Source organism: Caballeronia temeraria, from assembly GCF_001544795.2.
GTDB classification, from domain to species: Bacteria; Pseudomonadota; Gammaproteobacteria; order Burkholderiales; family Burkholderiaceae; genus Caballeronia; species Caballeronia temeraria.
The window spans coordinates 61,518-81,326 of the sequence record NZ_FCOI02000020.1; the positions used below are offsets into that span (position 1 = coordinate 61,518).

General features: G+C 67.1%; 19 protein-coding genes. 6 read left to right on the plus strand and 13 right to left on the minus strand.

The features are described from left to right. Positions 1-2 precede the first annotated feature (2 nt). The 13 genes from AWB76_RS25390 to AWB76_RS25450 all read right to left on the minus strand — a co-directional run bounded on the left by AWB76_RS25390 (position 3) and on the right by AWB76_RS25450 (position 11,479). Positions 3-398 (minus strand): tautomerase family protein, encoded by a 396-nt coding sequence (locus AWB76_RS25390; protein WP_061162888.1) that lies wholly within the window; start codon positions 396-398, stop codon positions 3-5. 140 nt (positions 399-538) lie between these two features. Next, positions 539-778, minus strand: coding sequence for a hypothetical protein (locus AWB76_RS25395; protein WP_061162889.1), 240 nt, complete (start codon positions 776-778; stop codon positions 539-541). 358 nt (positions 779-1,136) lie between these two features. Then, on the minus strand, positions 1,137-1,514 hold the full coding sequence (locus AWB76_RS25400) for a CoA transferase (RefSeq protein WP_208606609.1): 378 nt from the start codon (positions 1,512-1,514) through the stop codon (positions 1,137-1,139). A 192-nt stretch (positions 1,515-1,706) separates the two neighbouring features. After that, on the minus strand, positions 1,707-2,663 hold the full coding sequence (locus AWB76_RS25405) for a type VI immunity family protein (RefSeq protein ID WP_061162891.1): 957 nt from the start codon (positions 2,661-2,663) through the stop codon (positions 1,707-1,709). Between the two features lie 16 nt (positions 2,664-2,679). Continuing rightward, positions 2,680-3,654: a beta propeller repeat protein gene (locus AWB76_RS25410; protein ID WP_157696208.1), complete on the minus strand. Its 975-nt coding sequence runs from the start codon at positions 3,652-3,654 to the stop codon at positions 2,680-2,682. A 10-nt stretch (positions 3,655-3,664) separates the two neighbouring features. After that, positions 3,665-4,171: a hypothetical protein gene (locus AWB76_RS25415; RefSeq protein ID WP_157696209.1), complete on the minus strand. Its 507-nt coding sequence runs from the start codon at positions 4,169-4,171 to the stop codon at positions 3,665-3,667. Positions 4,172-4,300: 129 nt separating this feature from the next. Then, positions 4,301-4,669 carry a DUF4150 domain-containing protein gene (locus AWB76_RS25420; protein ID WP_061162894.1) on the minus strand — a complete coding sequence of 123 codons (369 nt, stop codon included), beginning with the start codon at positions 4,667-4,669 and terminating at the stop codon, positions 4,301-4,303. After that, on the minus strand, positions 4,666-5,730 hold the full coding sequence (locus tag AWB76_RS25425; RefSeq protein WP_061162895.1) for a hypothetical protein: 1,065 nt from the start codon (positions 5,728-5,730) through the stop codon (positions 4,666-4,668). The genes AWB76_RS25420 and AWB76_RS25425 overlap by 4 nt, the downstream gene beginning before the upstream one ends. Next, positions 5,727-6,749, minus strand: coding sequence for a DUF2169 family type VI secretion system accessory protein (locus AWB76_RS25430; protein WP_157696210.1), 1,023 nt, complete (start codon positions 6,747-6,749; stop codon positions 5,727-5,729). The genes AWB76_RS25425 and AWB76_RS25430 overlap by 4 nt, the downstream gene beginning before the upstream one ends. Positions 6,750-6,754: 5 nt before the next feature. Beyond that, entirely contained in the window at positions 6,755-8,116 is a 1,362-nt protein-coding gene (locus AWB76_RS25435; RefSeq protein WP_061162897.1) for a hypothetical protein, read from the minus strand. Positions 8,117-8,130: 14 nt separating this feature from the next. Then, the gene (locus AWB76_RS25440; RefSeq protein WP_157696211.1) at positions 8,131-8,589 is read right to left on the minus strand and encodes a hypothetical protein; all 459 of its coding nucleotides are present in this window, start codon (positions 8,587-8,589) and stop codon (positions 8,131-8,133) included. A gap of 33 nt (positions 8,590-8,622) precedes the next feature. Continuing rightward, positions 8,623-10,977 carry a type VI secretion system Vgr family protein gene (locus tag AWB76_RS25445; protein ID WP_061162899.1) on the minus strand — a complete coding sequence of 785 codons (2,355 nt, stop codon included), beginning with the start codon at positions 10,975-10,977 and terminating at the stop codon, positions 8,623-8,625. A gap of 19 nt (positions 10,978-10,996) precedes the next feature. Beyond that, positions 10,997-11,479 (minus strand): Hcp family type VI secretion system effector, encoded by a 483-nt coding sequence (locus AWB76_RS25450; protein WP_061162941.1) that lies wholly within the window; start codon positions 11,477-11,479, stop codon positions 10,997-10,999. 148 nt (positions 11,480-11,627) lie between these two features. Between AWB76_RS25450 and AWB76_RS25455 the strand changes: the two genes are divergently transcribed. The 6 genes from AWB76_RS25455 to tagH all read left to right on the plus strand — a co-directional run bounded on the left by AWB76_RS25455 (position 11,628) and on the right by tagH (position 19,808). Further along, on the plus strand, positions 11,628-12,227 hold the full coding sequence (locus tag AWB76_RS25455; RefSeq protein ID WP_082864533.1) for a type VI secretion system tube protein Hcp: 600 nt from the start codon (positions 11,628-11,630) through the stop codon (positions 12,225-12,227). 16 nt (positions 12,228-12,243) lie between these two features. Then, on the plus strand, positions 12,244-12,750 hold the full coding sequence (gene tssE / locus AWB76_RS25460; protein ID WP_061162900.1) for a type VI secretion system baseplate subunit TssE: 507 nt from the start codon (positions 12,244-12,246) through the stop codon (positions 12,748-12,750). Between the two features lie 17 nt (positions 12,751-12,767). Continuing rightward, positions 12,768-14,654, plus strand: coding sequence for a type VI secretion system baseplate subunit TssF (tssF, locus tag AWB76_RS25465; RefSeq protein WP_061162901.1), 1,887 nt, complete (start codon positions 12,768-12,770; stop codon positions 14,652-14,654). Then, positions 14,630-15,712, plus strand: coding sequence for a type VI secretion system baseplate subunit TssG (gene tssG, locus AWB76_RS25470; protein ID WP_061162902.1), 1,083 nt, complete (start codon positions 14,630-14,632; stop codon positions 15,710-15,712). The genes tssF and tssG overlap by 25 nt, the downstream gene beginning before the upstream one ends. Before the next feature lie 112 nt (positions 15,713-15,824). Next, the gene (gene tssH, locus AWB76_RS25475; RefSeq protein WP_061162943.1) at positions 15,825-18,449 is read left to right on the plus strand and encodes a type VI secretion system ATPase TssH; all 2,625 of its coding nucleotides are present in this window, start codon (positions 15,825-15,827) and stop codon (positions 18,447-18,449) included. Between the two features lie 3 nt (positions 18,450-18,452). Further along, the gene (gene tagH, locus AWB76_RS25480) at positions 18,453-19,808 is read left to right on the plus strand and encodes a type VI secretion system-associated FHA domain protein TagH (protein ID WP_061162903.1); all 1,356 of its coding nucleotides are present in this window, start codon (positions 18,453-18,455) and stop codon (positions 19,806-19,808) included. The last annotated feature ends 1 nt before the right edge of the window (position 19,809 follow it).

The following is a 19,809-nucleotide window of genomic DNA, read 5'->3' on the forward strand; positions in this document are numbered from 1 at the left end:
CGTTACTGCTCGCCGGGCGTCCAATCCGGGCTATAGCCACCCAGCGCAGGGTGATACATCTCATCGCCGGAATGCTGCGTGAACTCGACGTTGAGCCGGTCTTCACGCAGCCCGAGAATGTCGACGCAATGCGCGCACAGCGCTTTGGCCACGTCCATACGCAGCTCGGGCGGCCTGCCCTTTCTGATGTCCAGCATCATGACCGCGACCGGTGTGGGCGCTTCACCGGCTTCGGGAATCCGCCAGACACCTCCTTCGCCCAGCTCGCGAATCGCGACGCTGATGCGCCGGATGTCGACCGACATCATCTGCGCGTAGGTCTCGCTCATCTTCAGCGCCAGGCGCCGTTTGTCTTCCACTGAATAGTGGCCGCATACGTCCAGTTGCAGATAGGGCATGGTCGTGACGCTCCTCGAAAGCCCCATTTTTTCATCGAAAGCAGTGCCGTTTCAATGTCACATGCGCAAGGATTCCAGACATGCGGGCGCCGCATCCGCCGCGCAGGGCTGCGGATGCGGATGCAGCACAACGAACGCGCTCAGAGCAGACGCGGATCCTGCGCCTGAGGAACGGGTTGGCCAGGCCACGACGCCGGAATGTGCAGATCCTTCAGGATCGCGGCGACGCCAGGCCACGACGCCGGAACTGACGGCGGCAATGGACCAGGGTTGCCGTTCGGCGGAAGCGTGATCGTGGCGATGCCGCCGCGAATGGACGACATCGCGTCGCGGTGCAGGGTGTCGGTGCGTGGCAGATCGGTGATGCTCAGCGTAGCCATGATTGGTCTCCTGGCAAAAGTGAAGTGAATGGCGTGAAAGCCGCCACCCGTTCTTTTGCATGAGGCGTGCCAATGAGCGCGAAAGACGCCGATTCCCGGTTTGAGTCGAATTTCTGGGCGAATTCAAGTGATTCGAAGACGAATCCACGCGTGTGTTTGCACCATGCGATGGACGCGAACAACAGTCCGATGGTTCGATGTCGGTAAATGCCAGACATATGAGCCGCGCGGCAGCGTGAGCCACGCATCACTGCCCCGTCGCTTGCCATTGGAGGATCGGATGCGTGGCGCCGGCAGGCATCGCCCAGACGCCCCCCCCCCGCGCTGAAGTCGTATCCCTTGAAACTGGATTGCTGACTCATCTGCGCCGTGCTTCGTGGTTGTGCTCGCCGAGTTCGGGACCAACGCTTCGGATGCTCCCCGGCGTGTCCGACAGCCGCGGCGCCACGTTCTGCATTTTCAGCATGCCGAAGCGCGGATGAGCGATTTCGATGGTCGCCTGGCGCGCCCTGAAGTGCGTATCTTCCAGCATCTCGGCCGCGCGGAAGATGTCGCCGCCCGGCACGCCCGCTTCATCGAGCACGCGACCTAGCGCTTCGCGATCGAAGGCGGCGGTCCAGTCGGCGATGATCTGGTCGAGCACGGCCTGATTCGATCCACGCGCGGTATGCGTTGCGTAGGCCGGGTCGGTGGAGAGTTCCGGCTGTCCCATCGCGGCGACCAGCCGCTTGAACACGCCCGACGCTCATGCGCACGCTCGGCGTCTTGCGTCGTCGGGATCATTCGCTGTCGCCGGCTGCGCTCGCGGTGCGGGAACTGTTGCAGGAGGTTGTCGCGAAGACGATTGAATGAGGTCGAGCGGCAGCGGTTGGGCGGCGCTGGCTGGCTAAAGTGCAGATCTCGTATTCGAGCAACAACGACCGCCGGATCAACCGCCCACGCCGATATCGCACGCGAGCCATTCTTCCTGCTCCTCGAACCGCCGCAGCCATGCACCCAGCACGTCGGGCCGGGCGAACGGCCCGGCCAAAGGCGTCGGGTCATCGAGCAGCAATGGCGCGATCAATCGTGCGACATGAACATACGTATCGAAGTCTTCGTATGCGTTGATGTCGCCCAGCAGCGGCTTCGGGCCGGCCGCGATCGCGAGCGCATGCCGGCCCGCTCGACGGAAAATCTTCTGCGCGGCAAGTGCGCCGTCGGCGTTTTCTATGCTTGCGAGGTCCAGCTTCATCGCGCGCGCATAGTCGCGGCCGATCAGCGTGAGCCAGTTCGCGCCCGGCATGCCACGCATCGCGTCCCACTGCAACGAAGTCCGATCGATGATCTGCACCGCCCAACAGCGTTTCGCGAGCGCCGCCATGCGCATGTGCGCGGTGAAGACCGCGCCGCTTCGATGCTCGAACACGTAACCGCCGGTCGCCCACGAAAGCGGCAGCGCGTCGATGAGCCATGCGGTCAGCTCCGATAACACGCCCGGAGGCGTGCCATCGGCGAAGCGCACGAAGAGGTGGCTCGCGCGATCGGTATCGGGCACGGGCGCGACATCGACGAATTCCCAGACGTTGGCCTGTGACGTCTGCTGAACATCGCTCGCGAGTTGCAGATAGTGCGTGCCGCCCTCGCACGGCCATGTCTCGCACAGGCTCGCGATGAAACTTGGAGTCCTAACGTTCTCGACGTCCTGCCATTCGATCTGCGCCGCCGCGCGATAGCGTGTCAGACGCTGATCGAGCCATCCCGCCTGCAGCTTGTTCAGCAGCGTTCGCAACGCTTCGGCGTGCGCAGCGAGCCGCCCCCGAATGAACACGACAAATGCGAGACACGGAGCGACATCGGCGGTCGCCCGCTTGATCGGGTCGATGGATGCGAAAGAGTCGGCCATGTCGTCGTCCGTCGATTCAAAACTCGAGTATCGTCCAAGGCCAGCTGTCCGTGTAGGGCGCGTACTCGACCACGGATGGCGGAGGCTGATCCGGCGGAACGAAATAGGCGCGGTCGCCCGCTATCCAGATCGTCACGGCCGCGAACGTCGTCCGGATCATTTGCACATCGCGGCCGATCAACTCCGCCGCGCCCTCCTCGGCAGCAAAAAGAATGCGGTCCTTCAGCCTGTCCATGCCGAGCAGCGGCACCTCGTAACGGCCGAATTCGGTGAAGCCGCCCGCAGCCGTCCCTTGCACCAGACGTTCGAGTTCACCCGATGCCGCGATCAACATGTCCTGCCCTTCGAAGCGGCAGATGCCGGTCAGACTCTCGCTCGGATCCACCGGGCCGGGCACGCTCAGTGGCCGCCATGTGGCGCCGTCGAAATGGAGCAAGGTCTGCATCGCGCCGACTGCATAGACATCGCCGGGACTGCCTGCGAACGCGCGTATCGTCCGCTCGCCGTTGCCCGGTCCCTCGTGTTGCTGCACCCACGCGCGGCCATCCCAATGATAGATGTGGCCGCCGTAGGTGCCGGCAAAGACATCGTCGTCCGAGTTGCCCCACAACACCGTGAGATTCGGCGGCAAGCGCGTGGAGCGCAGTACAGGAAGATCGGTCGCCGACCACGCGGGCGAACCGCCCTCGGTCCGGTAAGACACCGCGCCCGCGGGCGGCGGCCATGTGACGCGAGCCGTGGTCGCAACGGTACCGTCGGCGCTACCCGTCCACACCGAGCCTTGGGGCGAAGCCCAGAGGCAACGCAGCGAATCGTTCGTTTCCAGAACGCGTTGGGGGACGGCTCCCACCGGCTGATCCGCCGGCAACGTGAACACGTCGCCCGTCGCGCTCGCAATGTCGCCCTCTTCATAATCGATGAACAGCAGGTACAGTTCGTCGCCCGCTCGCGCCGCAGCAAGCACTTCGGTGCACATTTCCGTTTCGCTCATGATTCGGCTCCTAACCGCGTTTTCCGGTCACTGCCTTCTTTGCCGCTGTCGCCGCCTTTTTTAGCGCGACCTGCTCTTTCGTCGGATCCCAGGGATTGCGCAGCTTCGTCTTCGCGGTGATGCCGGCATCCTCGAACGCTTGCTCGGCAAGCAGGCGAATGCATTTGGCCGCCTTGTCGATGAGGTCGTCGCGATCGAGCGTCGAATCCTTGATCTCGCGTCGCTTCTTTCCATCCTTGAGCGCCTTTTTCGTGGCCTCTTCGTACTTTTTCATCCATTCGTCACGCGTCGCATTCGTACCGTTCAGTTCGTTTTGCTGAGAAAACTCTCGCATGGGGTCCGTGAGAAGCTTGTGCTCCTGCCCCTCGGACTGGCCATCGCTCACCATCCACGTCAATGCGCCGCTCGTGCTGTAGTCTCCGCAATCGCCGAACTTCGGGCCTGACCGCCCCGACTCATGCATCGCGGAACAAGGAAGAATATGCTCCGCCTGATACCGCTTCTTCGTGCCCTGCATCTCTTCGTGCGTTCCCATTTTGATCGGCGGATCGAACTGCGCGAATATCTGCGCGCAATTCATCTTGTCCTTCGCACCGGCCTTCACCAGCTTGGCCTGGACCATCGCTGCCGTCTCCGCCATGATCGCTCACATCTGGTTGCCCATGCCGGTGCTGCCCGTGAACGCGACATACGCGCCTTCCGCCTTCACGTTCGTGCTGCCGGTCAGGATGTAACAACTCGATCCCGTCTTCAGACTCACGACCTCCTTCTGCGTGCCGGGTTCATTGCCGTTGCACGCACTCACCGCAGAGTTGAGCGTGAACACGGGCTTCCCGCCGATCTTCACGTGGCGCGTATCGTCGTCGAGCCGGCCGGTGCCGTCGGCGGTCAGGATGGGATACGGCACGGGCAGCGGGCTCGGCGCGGCCGGCGTGATGCACACGCTCGGGTTCATGTAGACGACCTGATGACCGCTCGATTCGCTCGCGATCTCCTTGCTGTTCGCGGTGATCATGCTGCGCGCGCCTCCTCGATGTCATCCGCGCCGAGCAGCACGGCCCCGCGCGCGCCGTCGTCGGAGCAGCCGGTGATCACGGCGGTGTCGTCGTCGGCGATGTGCAGACGCCATGCTTCGGCCGCCAGCACGGCGAGCAGCGGCATCGCGGCAGCGCCCGGATCGCCGAGTTCCTTCAAGGGCATCTTCAGACCGGCGCGCGGACCCAGCACATCGGCAAGACGCGGAATCACGTTCTGCAACTCCTGCGCCGCATAGTCTTCGTGCGAGACATCGAGCAGCCACGCGTTGCTGCGCCCGCCCGCCGCGCGCAGCGGCGTCAACGCGCGATCCAGCGCGCCATTCAGCCCCGCCGCCTTCGATGTCTCCTCGCTTCCCACGGGATGCGGCTCGCGCGCGGCGCCGATGCCGTACACGCCGATATCCACCGGCGCACGAGCCGCTTCGAGCACGATGAACGCCGCCGCTTCGCCGGGCCGCACGCCGTCGACGTTCTCGCTGGTCAGCAAGCGCTGCGACCGTTCGAGCGCTTCGAGCACGCGCCAGTCGTGCAGCGAATCCACGCCGCCCCAGATCACCAGCCGGCCCTCGCCGATGCGCCGCACCGCATGCGCGAGCGCGGGCGATCCGGCCGCGCGTCCGAACGGAAAGACCTCGATGTCGATATCGGGAAAGACCGCGCCGAAGCACTCGCGCAGACGGCGGATCACGTCATCGCCCTCGTAGTGCGCAGAAAGGCACAGCATCAGCAGCGCCGGACGCCGGCCCCGCGTGGCGTCGCCGATGTCGCGCCCCGTATCGCGCAAGCGCGCGCAGAGTCCGTCGAGCGCCTGCCGCCCGAGCGCCTCGATGCGCCCGATCCCCGCGACGTCCGGCGGCACCGACGGCGCGCGGCAGAACATCACGCGTTCGCCCGCGGCATCGACGAAACGCGACTGCGTGACGTTGCACAGCCCGGCGCGCAGCAGCAGCAGCGTTTCGGCTGCGCTCTCGCCGAGGCTCGTGACGGCATCCCACGCGACGCATCGCGCCAGCGCCGTCTGATCGCGCAGCGTGCTCATACGCGATACTCCTTCGCCTGCACGCGAATGGCCGTGAAGCGGTCGCGCGTCTTCGGCGGGCAGCGAAAGATCGCGCGCCACACCAATTCGAGGATGAGCGCATCGCTGTCCACGACGACCGTATCGAGCGCGGGACGCCGCTGCACGAGCGCGCCGTCGATGAGCGCATCGACCGCAATGCGCCATCTCGGCAAGCGAAAGCCAAGCTCCGCCGATGCATGTACGCCCGCCGCCGTGACGCGCTCGCCGCCCTGCAACGGCGGATCGAAGATGAGGTCCGGCGACGCGCAGTTCTCATGCTCCGCGCGATAGTCGGCCGGTCGCGCGGGATAAACGTGCTTGAGCCAGGCGGCGTCGCAGGTGCCCATCGTCAGACGGCGCGGCGCGTAGCTGCGGCCGATGGGTGCGCACCCGGCAGGCACGTATCGGCCGCCCGCAATGCCGATCGGCGCGTCCGGCGCCTCGATCTGCGGCGCGAGCGTGCCGATCAGCGCCGCGGGAACCCGCGCGATGCCGCTGCCGACCGGATTGCGCGCCTCTTCGAGCGGCCGCTGCGGATCGCTCAGATCCAGCCCGCCGTATGCGCGCGACCACGCGAGCGGCGTCGCGGTCAGCGCGAGGCTCGCGCCCGGCACGACACCGTGCGGCGCGCGTTGCCAGAGCCGCGCGCCCCAGACGCGCAGCCGCTTCACGCGCCCCGCCACGGAAAGCGCGACATCGACGCCCGGCTGCGCGCGCATCGACGGCGGCATCGCGTGACCGGCGAGCACGACGTCCGTGCCGCGCTTCGCGAGCCCATAGTCCGCCGGCAGCCGGATATCGGGGATGTGCGCCGGTCCCCACATCACGTCGCCCATGCGCACTGCGCGCGGCGTTTCGCTCGGCATCAGCGCTTCGCCCGGACGAATGTCGTACGACGCCTTGACGATCACGATCCGCGCTTCGGCGCCGTCGCGATCGATGATCGGCAGCACGTCCGCGAGCAGGTCGCTGTGATTGTGAAAAGCGGGCTCGTCCATGACGTTCAGCTCCGCTCGCGCAACCATGCGCCGATACACCGGAGCGCCTGCCGCTGCACGCCGACGAAATCATGCACGCTGAAGCGCGGCACACGCGATGCCGTCGCCGCGCGCATCTCCAGATAAAGCGTGTCGCGTTCCTCGCGCGAGCCGGGGCCGTCGCGAAGCAGTTCGAGCAGCAGCGCGAGCGACAGCGCGCGGCCATCGCGATAACGCACGCCATAACGAAAATGCGACGCGCGCTGTTCCCAGAGCGAGGCGGTCTCGCGCGCGTTCGCTTTGGCATCGCGTGCATCGGATGCATCGCATGCAATGCCCGTGATGGTCTGAATGGACCGCCGTGCGCCGATGGCCGCCTCGGAATCCGCCGCGTGCCGCGCCAGCACCGACAGCAAATCCGGCACGAGATCGACGACGCCCAGCCGGGCCGCCGCCCGGATGCCCGCGCGCGGATCGGCGCCTTGCAGCAGCCGCGCGATGGCGGGCGCATCCGCCGCGCGGCCGAAGAGCGCGACGCAATGGGCGGCATCGGCCCAGCCGGGCGCATCGCCACGCATGCACCACGACGCGAAATCGTGCGCACGCGCCGCGCCGATGCTCACGCCCGCGCGCAACGCGAGACGCACGCGCGTCTCGGCATGAAGCATGTCGAAGCATGGCTGAAGCGCTTCCTCGCACGCGCGCGGCTCGTAGCCCGCGAGCGGCGCGCCGAGCGCGGCGGTGCTGACGCCGAGATCCGGATCGCGCAGGGCCGCGTGCCACGCAGCTTCGGCAAGCGTGCCCCGGAACGCCAGCACGCGAACGCATGCCTCGCGAATGCGCGCCTGCGGATCGCACAGCCATGGCGCGAGCGCATCGTCGAAACCGGGATGCGGGCACACGCCGAGCGCTTCCACCGCCGCCCTCGCCTCCGGCGCGCTGCGCATGACCGCGCGCCTGAAAATGCCCAGCGCCTGCGTGTGCAGCGCAGGATCGTCGACGGTGCCGAGCGTGAGCAGCGCCGCGAAGACACGTCCCGGGTCCGCGAGATCCGGATCGAGCGCGAGGCGGATCACCAGCGCCAGCGCATCCGGCCCGAGCGCGACGATCGCGTTGATCTGCGCGAGCAGCCGCTGCTCGGCGCGCGCCGGAAGCTGCCAACGCTCATCGGCGAGCGGCTCGCGATGCACGCGCAGCGCCGACGCCGTATCGAAGCATTCGCGCGCCGCGTGCCGTCTGAAACGGGCGATATCGTCCGCGTCGCGCACCGGCCCCCGCACACTGAGCGGCGCGCGGGTCTCGCGGGCGTGCTCGCGCGGCGGCCCGACCCAGGTCGCCGCGAGTCCGAGACACGCGGGAACGTCGGTCAGGGCAAGTGCCGTGCGCATGATGCCGGGCCTCGTCAGTTGAGCTTGATCATCGGCGCGAGCAATTCGAGCAGCCGGTGACCGCGCGCCGTGAAGCGCTTGCAGGCGAGTTCCACGTCGCCGTCGCGGCCGAGCGTGAGGCGCGCGCCGCCGTTGCGCAGCACGATGTCGCCCTGCGCTTCCAGCACAAGCTTCGGCGGCCTCGCGGCGCGTTCGGCGGGCGCGGTGATCGCATCCGGCTGCGCATACGGAACGATCTTGCCGATCACCACGCCGCGCCCGCCCGATGCGTCCGCGAGCCACACGAGCACGTCGTCGCCGGCGCAGAGCGCGACGGCTTCGCCGCCCGTCGCAAGCACGCGGCATTCGGCCATGCGCGCCGTTTCACCGATTTGCACGGTCACCGCGCCGCCGTCCTCGGCGGCCAGCACGCGCGCGGCGCAGACCGGCGCGGGCGGAAGAATCGACGATAAAACCTCGGACATGTTGGACACGATTCGCTCCCGGCGATGAAGGCAGACACACGCTTAGTTAAGCGTAATATCCGACGCCTCCATGATGATGCTGCTGCCGCCCTTGATGTTGATCTTGCCGCTGGCGTCGAGCGTGATGTTCTTGCCGCAGATCGCGATGGTGCCGTCCTTCTTGAGGCTGATGGAGGCGTCGCCGCTCGTGAGCGTGAGCGACTCGCCCGCATCGACGATGAGCGTCTTGGTCACCTTCAGCTCGTCGCTCTCGCCGACATTGACGGATCGTCCCTTCGTGATCTTGACGGCGAGCGCCTTGCCGACGGTCTCCTTCACATCGCCCTTGACCTCGAACGTGCGGTTGCCGTCGATGGTGAGCTTGTGATTCTTGCCGATGGTGGTCGTCTGGTTCGCGCCCACCGAAACGGTCTGGCTCAGACGCACGTCGATGTTCTGATACCCGCCGACAGACACCGACTGATACGCGCCGATGCCCACTTCCTGCGCCGCGCCGATCGCGATCGTCTCGTTGATGCCCACGGCGTGCGTGCGTTGCAGCTTCACGCTCGCCGTCTCGCTCGCCTTCACGCTGATGGTCCGGTTCTCGCCGATGGTGATGGTCTCGTTCCTGCCGACCGTTTCCGTCCGGTTCGCGACGATCGCGATGGTCTCGTTGTTGCCCACCTTCTCGTTGCGATCGACGACTACCTCGATCTTCTCGTTGTTGCCGACCGTTTCCGTGCGGTCATGTTTGACGACGGTCGTCTCGTCGTGATCGATCGTCTTCTTGCGATCGTGCCCGACCGAATGCGTCTCGTCGTTCTCGACTTCGATGCTCTGATCCTTCTCCGCGTGCAGCACGACCTGCTCCGCGCCCTTCTTGTCCTCGAAGCGCAATTCGTTGCAGTTCGCGGCGCTGCCGCCCTTGCTCGAACGGCTCTTGATGCCGCTCTGCGTCATGTTGCCGGGCAAGTCGTACGGCGGCATCTGCTCGGCGTTGTACACGCGCCCGGTGATGATCGGCCGGTCCGGATCGCCTTCCAGAAAATCGACGATCACTTCCTGGCCCATGCGCGGAATCGCGACCGCGCCGAAGCCCTTGCCCGCCCACGGCTGCGAGACGCGAATCCAGCACGAGCTGTTCTCGTCGCGCTTGCCTTGCCGGTCCCAGAAGAACTGCACTTTCACGCGGCCGTACTGATCGGTGTAGATTTCGTCGCCGCCCGGACCCACGACGACGGCCGTCTGCGGCCCTTGCACGAACGGCTTGCGCGCGTTGCGTGCGGGCGCGAAGGCCTGCTTCGAGTCGATCGCGGAAAACCAGCATTCGCAGCGATTCGCCTGCGCGCCGTCGAAGGCTTCGTAGTCGGCGAGCTCGATTTCGTAGCGCGTGCGCGTGACGAGATACTGCGCGTTCTGATCCGCGCGCGGATGCCGCGTCAGCTTGAGCAACGCGCCCGCGCGCACGCTGCGGCTATTGGTGCGCGCCTCGACCTGATGCCAGTTGATGCCGGGATCGTCGGGCACGCTGCCTTCCACGCGCCACTCTTCCGCGCGCGATTTCGCGCGGCTCTCGCCGTGATCCGCGTCGACATAGCCGCCGGGATAATCGAAATGTTCGAGTCCGGCGAACGCATCGAAGCCTTGCATCGGCTTCGCGGCCTGCTTCTGCAACGGCCGCGACGGATGCTTGAAGTCGTAATCGGTGAGCAGCCAGTTGCGCGTTTCGATCGCATGCTGCGTGCGCCACTCGCTCACGTATTCGATATCGGGCGCGGCGGCCATCACCGCGCCATACGGCAGCGATTCGCAGCCCGCGACGCTCTCGTGCGTGGCGAGCGTATCGGTCAGGATCAGCGATTCCTTGCCGTCCTTGTCCTGGAACCAGTAGTAGATGCCTTCGTCTTCGAGCAGCCGGCTCACGAAGTTGAAATCCGATTCGCGATACTGCACGCAATATTCACGCGGCGGATGCGCGCGCGTGCTGGCCTTCCACTTGATCTCGCCGAATTCGAGCCCTTTGTAGACGGGATCGGCGAAAACGGCCTTCACGATCTCTTCGACCGTCTTGTTCTGAAAGATGCGGCAGTTGCTGCGCCGCGCGAGCAGCCACAGCCACGGCCGCACCGCCGCCTCGTAGACGTGCAGCCGGCCGCGCATGCCGGTCTGCCGGAAGCCGACCACGTAGCCACCGAACACGCGCGGCTTCGCTTTCGGCACATTGAGCGACACGCTCACGCGCTTGCCCAAAATGCGCCCGAAGTCGAGGTCCGCGCGCTTCGACACGAGCGTCAGCTCGATGCGCGGCATGCGCCCGAGCTCCGCGCTCGCACGCACGCCCAGGATGCGCAGATCGTCGCCGAGCGGTGTATCGACGGTGACGAGCGGGCTTTGCGCGACGGCATCGTTGGCCATGAACGCACCGTGCTTCCGGTCAGCGCACTTCGGTGCTGCGCACGTCCCAGCCGAACTTCACGGCGCCGCCGAGCGCGCCCTTGTCGTCCTGCGGCTTGTATTCGAACTCGATGTCCGCGTAGCTCAGGTCGACAGTCTGCTCCGGATGGCTGTTCCCCAGGCATTTGAGCGATACCTGCGTCACGGTCACCTGCTTCATCGTGACGGTGAGGAATTCCTTTTGCCCTTCGCCCGCCTTGCTGACGGTCAGTTTCGCATTGGCGATGTGCTTGCCGCTCGCGCAGCTCTTCTTGAGCGTGGGCGCGGACTTGTCGTACTGATGCACGAACTGGAAGACGCCCGGACACGCCTTGCCGATGCCGCTGCCGCTGCCCGTCATCGGATTGCTCGCGTTCGTCACGCCCCAGTTGAAGCTCATTACCTCGATCTGTCCTTCCGCGCCCTTGTGCTTCGACTCGCCGTCGATTCCATCGATCTTCAGATAGCAGTCGGTCGTAGCCATGTGATCCTCCGTCGTGATCGGCCTTCGTTGCGCGCGCCTCGCGCATGCAATCCACTGGTTAAACGAATCGCCCCGGCGGTTTTTGAACTTCAAAATCGCGCGTCGCGCGCCGTCTTATGTTCGATACGCCGTCCAACGGATCAGCACGATGCCCAGCCACGATCTGCGCGAGCCGCGCCCGGAAAGCCTTCTCACGATCGACGCCCTGCGCCAGCTCGATATGCTCGCGCTCGCCGATTCCGACGACATGTTTCTGCACGTCGTGCCCAAGCGCAGCAACACGCCGGTCAAGGGCGAAGCGCCGAAGCGCGGCGACTGGGACACGCCGATGCAGATTCACGGCTGGCGCTGGGCGCAGGGCTACGACGCCGCGCCGCTCGCCGCCGCGCTCAACGCGAACGACATGCGCGTGACCGCGCTCGGCGTCGTCAAATCGGTGGATTCGGCCTCGCCCGTGCTCGCGCGTTTGTGCGCGCAGGCCGAACTGCTCGCCCTCGCGCACATCCGCTGCTACAAGTCGGCGGGAACGGACCACGGCGTGCAGATCGAATATCTGTCGATGAAGCTGGAGCAGGCGTATATCCGCAACTATCACATCTACACGAGCGCGCGCCTGGCGCGGCCGTGCGAAGTGTTCGAAGTGTCGGCGCAGCAGATCACGATGATCTGCGCGCCGCAGACCGAAACCGGCAGCCGCGGCGCGGACGTGACCTTCGCGCTCGATGTCTCCGCGCGTCGCGTGACCTGACCGCAAGGACAAGCCGATGAACGCACCCGCCGCCGCCGACCGCCTCCAGCCGACGCTGCTCGATCGCCTTATCGACGACGATCCCGCCGCGCGCACCGATCCCGCCGGCGGGCGCTTCATGTCGCATCGCGGCTTGCGCGCGGCCGTGCTGCGCGACGTGTCGTGGCTCTTCAACACGACCAATCTCGGCGACGCGATTGCAGAAGACGCCTGTCCGCACGCGTTCGCGTCGGTGCTCAATTACGGCTTGCCGTGCCTGTCGGGGCGGTTTGCATCGACGATCGATACGGTCCTGCTCGAACAGGCGATCCGCCAGGCGATCGAGCGCTTCGAGCCGCGCATCGACCCGTCGACGCTGGAAATCGAGCCGGTGCTCGACCGCTCCGTGCTCGACATGCACAACCAGATCGCGCTCGTGATTCGCGGCCTTCTGTGGGCGCAGCCGGTGCCGCTCGAATTCGCGCTGCGCACGGAGATCGATCTGGAAGAAGGCGGCATCACGGTGATGGAGCTGCCGCGCTGACGGCCACGGCGACGCTCATGGACCCGCGCCTTCTACGTCACTACAACACCGAGCTCGCGCATTTGCGGGAGATGGGCGCGGAGTTCGCGCAGCAGTTTCCGAAGATCGCCGCGCGGCTCGGGATGAGCGGCATCGACGTCGCCGATCCTTATGTCGAGCGGCTGCTCGAAGGCACCGCGTTTCTCGCCGCGCGCGTGCAGTTGAAGATCGAAGAGGAGTTTCCGCGCTTCACGCAGCAGCTCGCGCACGTCGTGCTGCCGCAGGCCGCGTGTCCGACGCCGTCGATGCTGATCGCCCGGCTCGCGCCCGATCTCGCCAGCCCGAATCTCGCGGAAGGCTTCACGGTGCCGCGCGGCACGGCGCTCATCGGCCGGGATGCGCCGGGCGCGCACGCGACGCCGTGCGAATTCCGCACCGCCGCCGATCTCACGCTCTGGCCGCTCGAACTCGCCGAAGCGCGCTATGTCGCGCAGTTGCACGATCTGCCGCTCGCCGCGCTGCCCGCGACGCAGGCGCTCGCGCATCGCGTGAAGGGCGCGCTGCGCATCCGTCTCGCGACGTCCGAGGGATTGTCGTTCGATGCATTGCGTCCCGATGCGCTGACGTTCTACTTCTCAGGCGCCGACGAAACCGCGTATCGCCTGTACGAGCTCGTGATGGCGGGCACGCTCGCCGTGGTCGTATCCACGCCCGAGCGGCCGAGCCGCGCGCTCGCCGCGTTGCCCGGCGACGCCGTCGCGCCCGCCGGCTTCAGCGATCGCGAAGCGCTCTTGCCCGTCACGCCGAACGCGTTTCAGGGCTACCGGCTGCTGCACGAGTATTTCGCGCTGCCCGAGCGCTTTCGCTTCGCGCGCCTGAACGGTCTCGCCGAAGCGCTGCCGTCGTTCGCATCGCGCGAAATCGAGCTGACGTTTCTGCTCGCGGCCGGCGATGCCTCGCTGGAACGCATCGTCACGAAAGGCAACGTGCTGCTCGACTGCGTGCCCGCGATCAACCTCTTTCCGAAGCGCGCCGACCGCGCGCTCGTGACCGAAGCCGCCGGGCGCTTTCATGTCGTGCCGGACCGCACGCATCCGCTCGACTTCGAAGTGCATTCGGTCACCGCCGTGTCCGGCTACGGCGCGAGCGACGACACCGAGCAGGTGTTTCATCCGTTCTACGCGGATTTTCTGTCGGACCGTCCCGGCGACGCCGCGTATTTCACGACCGAGCGCGAGCCGCGCATCGTGGCCGCCGGGCGGCGCAAGAGCGGCGCGCGCACCGAGTACGTCGGCAGCGAGACATATGTGTCGATCGTCGATCCGAACGCCGCGCCGTATCGCGCCTCGCTGCGGCAACTCACGTTCGCGACGCTCTGCACGAATCGCGACTTGCCGCTGACGATGCCGCGAGGCGCCGCCGGCAACGATTTCTCGCTCGATATCGCCGCGCCCGTGAGCGCCGTCCAGTGCGTGAGCGGCCCGTCGCGGCCCGCGCCCGCGAACCTCGACGCGACGCAAAGCTGGCGGCTGATCGACCAGTTGTCGCTGCATTATTTGTCGATGTGCAATGGCCCGCGCGAAGCCGCCGCCGCATTGCGCGCGCTGCTGATGCTGCACGTTCCCGACGCCGATCACGCCGGGCGCGCGCAGGTCGCGGGCGTCGTGTCCGTGGATGCGCAAGCCGTCGCGCGCCGCTTGCCGATGCCCGGCCCGATCGCGTTCGGGCGCGGCCTGCTGATCGACGTGCTCGTCGACGATCTGGCCTTTCAGGGCGGCAGCGCGTGGCTTTTCGGCAGCGTGCTCGACCGGTTTTTCGCGCGTTACGTGTCGATCAACGCGTTCGTGCAAACCGCGCTGCGCACGAGCACGCGCGGCGAAATTCTCCGGCTGCCACCGCGATGCGGCACGAGACCGATCTTCTGAGCGCGGCGGCGCTGCCCGAACCCGCGCGCGCGCTCGTCGATCTCTTCGATGCCGTCGCCGCCGAGCCGCATCGGCATGATTTCTATCGCGTGATGCGGCACGTCGAGGCATTGACGCCGCACTTGCCGCGCCTCGGCTGCGGCGCGCGGCCCGCCGACGAACCCGTGCGTCTCGCGCAAGACGTCTCGCTCGCGTTCGCGCCCGCGCCGCTCGCCGCGCTCGAACGCGATTGCGGCGCCCGCGCGCCGCGTCTCGAACAGCGCTTTTTCGGCTATTTCGGCCCGAATGGCCCGCTGCCGCTGCATCTGACGGATTTCGCCCGCGAGCGCGCGCTGCATCATGGCGATACGGCGTTCGCGCGTTTGCTCGATGCGCTGCTCCACCGGTTCCTGCTGCTGTTCTATCGCGCGTGGGCGCAGGGGCGGCCGGTCACGGCGCTGGATCGTCCGGGCAACGATCGCTTCGCGTTCTACGCGGGCGCGCTGATCGGTATCGCCGATGAAGCGAGCCGTCATCGCGATGCGGTCTCGGATCACGCGAAGCTGCATTTCGCCGGCCTGCTGAACATGCAGACGCGCCCTGCCGCCGTGCTCGAAGCGATCGCGGGCGCGCTCCTGCGCGTGCCGGTGCGCGTCGAGCCGTATCGCGGGCACTGGATGACGCTGCAACGCGATGAACGCACGGCGCTGCGTCATCGCGCGATGCGCTGGTCCGGCGATGCGTCCGGCTTCGCGCAACTCGCGCGCGGCGCCGTGCTCGGCCGCGCCGTGTGGGACCGGCAGCACGCGTTTCGTCTCGTGATCGGGCCGCTGTCGCTCGCGCAGTTCGAGGCGCTCCTGCCGGGCGGCGACGCGCTGCCGGCGCTCGTCGCCGTGGTTCGTCAGCATCTGAACGACGAGCTCGCGTGGGATGCGCAGCTCGTGCTCGCCGCCGCCGACGTGCCGACCATGCGAATCGGGCGCTACGGGCGGCTCGGGCTGTCGGCGTGGCTCGGTCGCGCCGCGCGACACGCCGATTGCGCCGATCTCGCGCTCGACGCCGGAGCGCATATCGCGTGATCGCGTGCATCGCGTGCATCGCGGGCATCGCGGGCATCGAAAGCAGGTTGCAAAATCCGCGCCGCTGCACCGTCTTATCGGATGGAGGCTCGCGCCGGGAAAGGAGATCGGAATGGCGGAAATCAGTCGTGTCGCGCTGTTCGGCAAGCTGGACAGGCTCGGCTACAAGACCGTCGAAAGCGCGACGGTCTACTGCAAGATGCGCGGCAATCCATATGTCGAACTCGCGCACTGGATCATGCAGATTCTGGAGACGCCGAACTCCGACTGGCAGCGCATCGTCGCGCATTACGGCGTGGACGCCGCCGCGCTCGCGCGCGAGCTGACCGCGTCGCTCGACCGTCTGCCGCGCGGCGCGAGCGCGATTTCCGATATCTCCGAGCACATCGGCGACGCCATCGAGCGCGGCTGGGTCTACGGCACGCTGCTGTTCGGCGCGAGCAAGGTGCGCACGGGCCATCTGCTCGTCGGCATGCTGAAGACGCAGCGGCTGCGGCACGTGCTCGTCGGCATATCGAAGCAGTTCGAGCGCATCAAGCCGGACGACCTGTCGGACAATTTCGCGCGCATCGTCGCCGATTCGGTCGAGGAAACGGAAGCCGAGCCGCCGCACAGCCCCGCCGATACCGACGCGCCGCCCGCGATGGGCGCGCAGGACGCGCTGCGCAAATACGCGACCGATCTCACCGACAAGGCGCGCAGGAACGCGCTCGATCCCGTCACCGGCCGCGACGACGAAATCCGCCAGCTCATCGACATCCTGATGCGGCGGCGGCAGAACAATCCGCTGCTCACGGGCGAAGCGGGCGTCGGCAAGACGGCGGTCGTCGAAGGTTTCGCGCAGCGTCTCGTGCGCGGCGACGTGCCGCCGCCCTTGCGCGACGTCGCGCTGCTGTCGCTCGATCTCGGCCTCTTGCAGGCGGGCGCGAGCATGAAAGGCGAGTTCGAGCAGCGCCTGCGCCAGGTCGTCGAGGACGTTCAGGCGAGTCCGAAGCCGGTGATTCTCTTCATCGACGAAGTGCATACGCTCGTCGGCGCGGGCGGCGCGGCCGGCACCGGCGATGCGGCCAATCTGCTGAAACCGGCGCTCGCGCGCGGCGATCTGCGCACGATCGGCGCGACGACGTGGGCCGAATACAAACGGCACATCGAGAAAGATCCGGCGCTCACGCGGCGCTTTCAGGTCGTGCAGGTGCAGGAACCGGACGAAGACAAGGCCGTGCGCATGCTGCGCGGCGTCGCTGCGGTGCTGGAAGCGCATCATCGCGTGCAGTTGCTCGATGAGGCGATCGAGGCCGCCGTGCGGCTGTCGCACCGCTATATTCCGGCGCGGCAGTTGCCCGACAAGGCCGTGTCGCTGCTCGACACCGCGTGCGCGCGCGTCGCCGTCAGCCAGCACGCGACGCCCGCGCAGGTCGACGATTGCCGCCGCCGCATCGAAGCGCTCGACGTGGAGGCGGATATCGTCGCGCGGGAAGCGAACGCGGGCGTCGATACCGGCACGCGCGCCGCCGATGTCGCGGCTGCGCTCGCCCGCGAACGCGATGCGCTCGGCGTGCTGGAGGCGCGCTGGAGCGAAGAGAAAGGCGTCGTCGATGAATTGCTGGCGTTGCGCGCGTCGCTGCGCGAAGCCACCGCCGCATCGTCACGCGACGACCAGCTTGCGCGGCTCGCGGAGCTCAAAACGCGCCTCGCCGGCATGCAAGGCGACGCGCCGCTGATTCTGCCGAGCGTCGATGCGGGCGTGATCGCGGGCGTCGTCGCGGACTGGACCGGCATTCCCGTCGGCCGGATGCTGAAGAACGAGCTCGACGCCGTGCTGCATCTCGCCGATGCGCTCGATCGCCGCGTGATCGGCCAGCGCCACGCGCTTGAGATGATCGCGAAGCGCATTCAGACGTCGCGCGCGCGGCTCGACAATCCCGACAAGCCGATCGGCGTATTTCTGCTCGCGGGCACGTCGGGCGTCGGCAAGACGGAAACCGCGCTCGCGCTCGCCGAAACGCTCTACGGCGGCGAGCAGAACGTCATCACCATCAACATGAGCGAGTTTCAGGAAGCGCACACCGTCTCGACGCTGAAGGGCGCGCCGCCCGGCTACGTGGGCTATGGCGAGGGCGGCATCCTGACCGAAGCCGTGCGCCGCCGCCCGTACAGCGTGGTGCTGCTCGATGAAGTCGAGAAGGCGCATCCGGACGTGCACGAAATCTTCTTCCAGGTCTTCGACAAGGGCTGGATGGAAGACGGCGAAGGCCGCTACATCGACTTCAAGAACACGATCATCCTGCTGACCTCGAATGTCGGCTCGGAGCTCATCATGTCGATGTGCCGCGACGCCTCGCGCCTGCCCGCGCCCGGCGACCTCGCGCGCGCGCTGCGCCAGCCGTTGCTCGACGTGTTTCCCGCCGCGCTGCTCGGGCGGCTCGTCACGGTGCCCTACTACCCGCTCTCCGACGCGATGATGGCCGACATCGTGCGCCTGCAACTGGCGCGCATCCGGCGGCGCGTCGCGGACAATCACGGCATTCCGTTCGATTACGACGACGACGCCGTGCGGCTCATCGTCTCGCGCTGCACGGAAAGTGAATCGGGCGGACGCGTGATCGACGCGCTGCTCACGAACACCGTGCTGCCGCGCATCTCGACGGAATATCTGACGCGTCTCACCGAGGGCGGCGCGCTCGCGCGGATCCGCTTGTCGGCGAGCGCGGACGACTTCGTCTACGCATTCGACTGAACCATGCTTACGCTCACGGTGACGCTTCACAACGGACAGCCGCCGCGCGTGCCGCTCTCGGCGACGTTCGATACGGACGGCGGCACGATCGGCCGCGCGGTGTCGAACCGGCTCGTGCTCGACGACGCCGAGCGCACGGTGTCGCGCCTGCACGTGCAGATCGTGTGGCGCGACGGGTGTTACCGGCTGATCGATCGCGGCAGCAATCCGGCGCTCGTCAACGGCGCGCCGCTCGATCCCGGCCAGGAAGTGACGCTCGCGCACGGCGACGAAGTGCAGATCGGCGGATATCAGCTTCACGCCGATGTCGACGCCGCCGCCGACGACGACACGCTGAGCGCCGACGCCTCATCCGGCGACGATCCGTTCTCCGGCTTGCTCGACGCAGCGCCCGCGATGCCGAAGCCGCCCGATGCTTTCGGCGACGATATCCTCGCCGCGCCGAAGCCCGCGCCCCGGCGCGCCGAAGACTTCGATTTCGGCTTCGACGATCCGGCCGCGAAACGCTCGATCGACGAATTGTTCGATCTCGCGCCGGGCGCTTCGCCCGAACCCGATGCGTTCATCGCGCCGGTCACGCAGCCGAACACCGCTCACGACGCGGACCCGTTCGCGAGTCTCACCGGCGCCGTGCGCCCCGCCGAGCCGCCCGCGACGCGCTCCGACGCCGGCTCGGAACTGCACAGCGCATTCACGCCGCCGAGGCCGCGCGCGACGCCATCGCCCGCTTTATCGCCATCGCCGGCACAGCCGACCGACGATCGCGCGCTCGTCGATGCGTTCCTGCGCGGCCTGAACACACACGGCGTGCGCGTCGAGGCGCTGACGCCCGCGCTGATGCAGCTCATCGGCGAATTGCTGCGCGAGGCGGCGCGCGGCACGCTGGAACTGCTCGCCGCGCGCGCCGCGCTCAAGCGCGAGATGCGCACCGGCGCGACGATGATCGAGGCATCGGACAACAATCCGCTCAAGTTCTCGCCGAACGTCGAAGCGGCGCTCATGCATCTGCTCAACCCGCAGATGCGCGGCTTCATGGCGCCCGCCGTCGCATTCGAGGACGCTTACGCCGATTTGCGCGCGCATCAGGTCGGCATGGTCGCGGGCATGCGCGCCGCGCTAGACGGCGTGTTCGAGCGCTTCGAGCCGCAGCGCATCGAGGCGCGCCTGTCCGGACGCTCGATGCTCGACGGCTTTCTGCCTGGCCTCTCCCGCCGCGCGCGTTGCTGGGATCTGTTCATCGACATGTACGGGCAGCTTTCGAGCGAAGCCACCGAGGATTTCCATACGCTGTTCGGACGCGCGTTCGTCGCCGCCTACGAGGCGCAGATCGACGAACTCAGACCGCGCGTGCGCCCGTAAC

Coding starts and splice junctions, on each gene's coding strand:
- AWB76_RS25445 (WP_061162899.1), bottom strand. CDS start 10,977: ATGGCCAACGATGCCGTCGCGCAAAGCCCGCTCGTCACCGTCGATACA.
- tagH (WP_061162903.1), top strand. CDS start 18,453: ATGCTTACGCTCACGGTGACGCTTCACAACGGACAGCCGCCGCGCGTG.
- AWB76_RS25395 (WP_061162889.1), bottom strand. CDS start 778: ATGGCTACGCTGAGCATCACCGATCTGCCACGCACCGACACCCTGCAC.
- AWB76_RS25405 (WP_061162891.1), bottom strand. CDS start 2,663: ATGGCCGACTCTTTCGCATCCATCGACCCGATCAAGCGGGCGACCGCC.
- tssF (WP_061162901.1), top strand. CDS start 12,768: ATGGACCCGCGCCTTCTACGTCACTACAACACCGAGCTCGCGCATTTG.
- AWB76_RS25430 (WP_157696210.1), bottom strand. CDS start 6,749: ATGGACGAGCCCGCTTTTCACAATCACAGCGACCTGCTCGCGGACGTG.
- AWB76_RS25435 (WP_061162897.1), bottom strand. CDS start 8,116: ATGCGCACGGCACTTGCCCTGACCGACGTTCCCGCGTGTCTCGGACTC.
- tssH (WP_061162943.1), top strand. CDS start 15,825: ATGGCGGAAATCAGTCGTGTCGCGCTGTTCGGCAAGCTGGACAGGCTC.
- tssG (WP_061162902.1), top strand. CDS start 14,630: ATGCGGCACGAGACCGATCTTCTGAGCGCGGCGGCGCTGCCCGAACCC.
- tssE (WP_061162900.1), top strand. CDS start 12,244: ATGAACGCACCCGCCGCCGCCGACCGCCTCCAGCCGACGCTGCTCGAT.
- AWB76_RS25450 (WP_061162941.1), bottom strand. CDS start 11,479: ATGGCTACGACCGACTGCTATCTGAAGATCGATGGAATCGACGGCGAG.
- AWB76_RS25410 (WP_157696208.1), bottom strand. CDS start 3,654: ATGAGCGAAACGGAAATGTGCACCGAAGTGCTTGCTGCGGCGCGAGCG.
- AWB76_RS25455 (WP_082864533.1), top strand. CDS start 11,628: ATGCCCAGCCACGATCTGCGCGAGCCGCGCCCGGAAAGCCTTCTCACG.
- AWB76_RS25420 (WP_061162894.1), bottom strand. CDS start 4,669: ATGATCACCGCGAACAGCAAGGAGATCGCGAGCGAATCGAGCGGTCAT.
- AWB76_RS25415 (WP_157696209.1), bottom strand. CDS start 4,171: ATGCAGGGCACGAAGAAGCGGTATCAGGCGGAGCATATTCTTCCTTGT.
- AWB76_RS25425 (WP_061162895.1), bottom strand. CDS start 5,730: ATGAGCACGCTGCGCGATCAGACGGCGCTGGCGCGATGCGTCGCGTGG.
- AWB76_RS25390 (WP_061162888.1), bottom strand. CDS start 398: ATGCCCTATCTGCAACTGGACGTATGCGGCCACTATTCAGTGGAAGAC.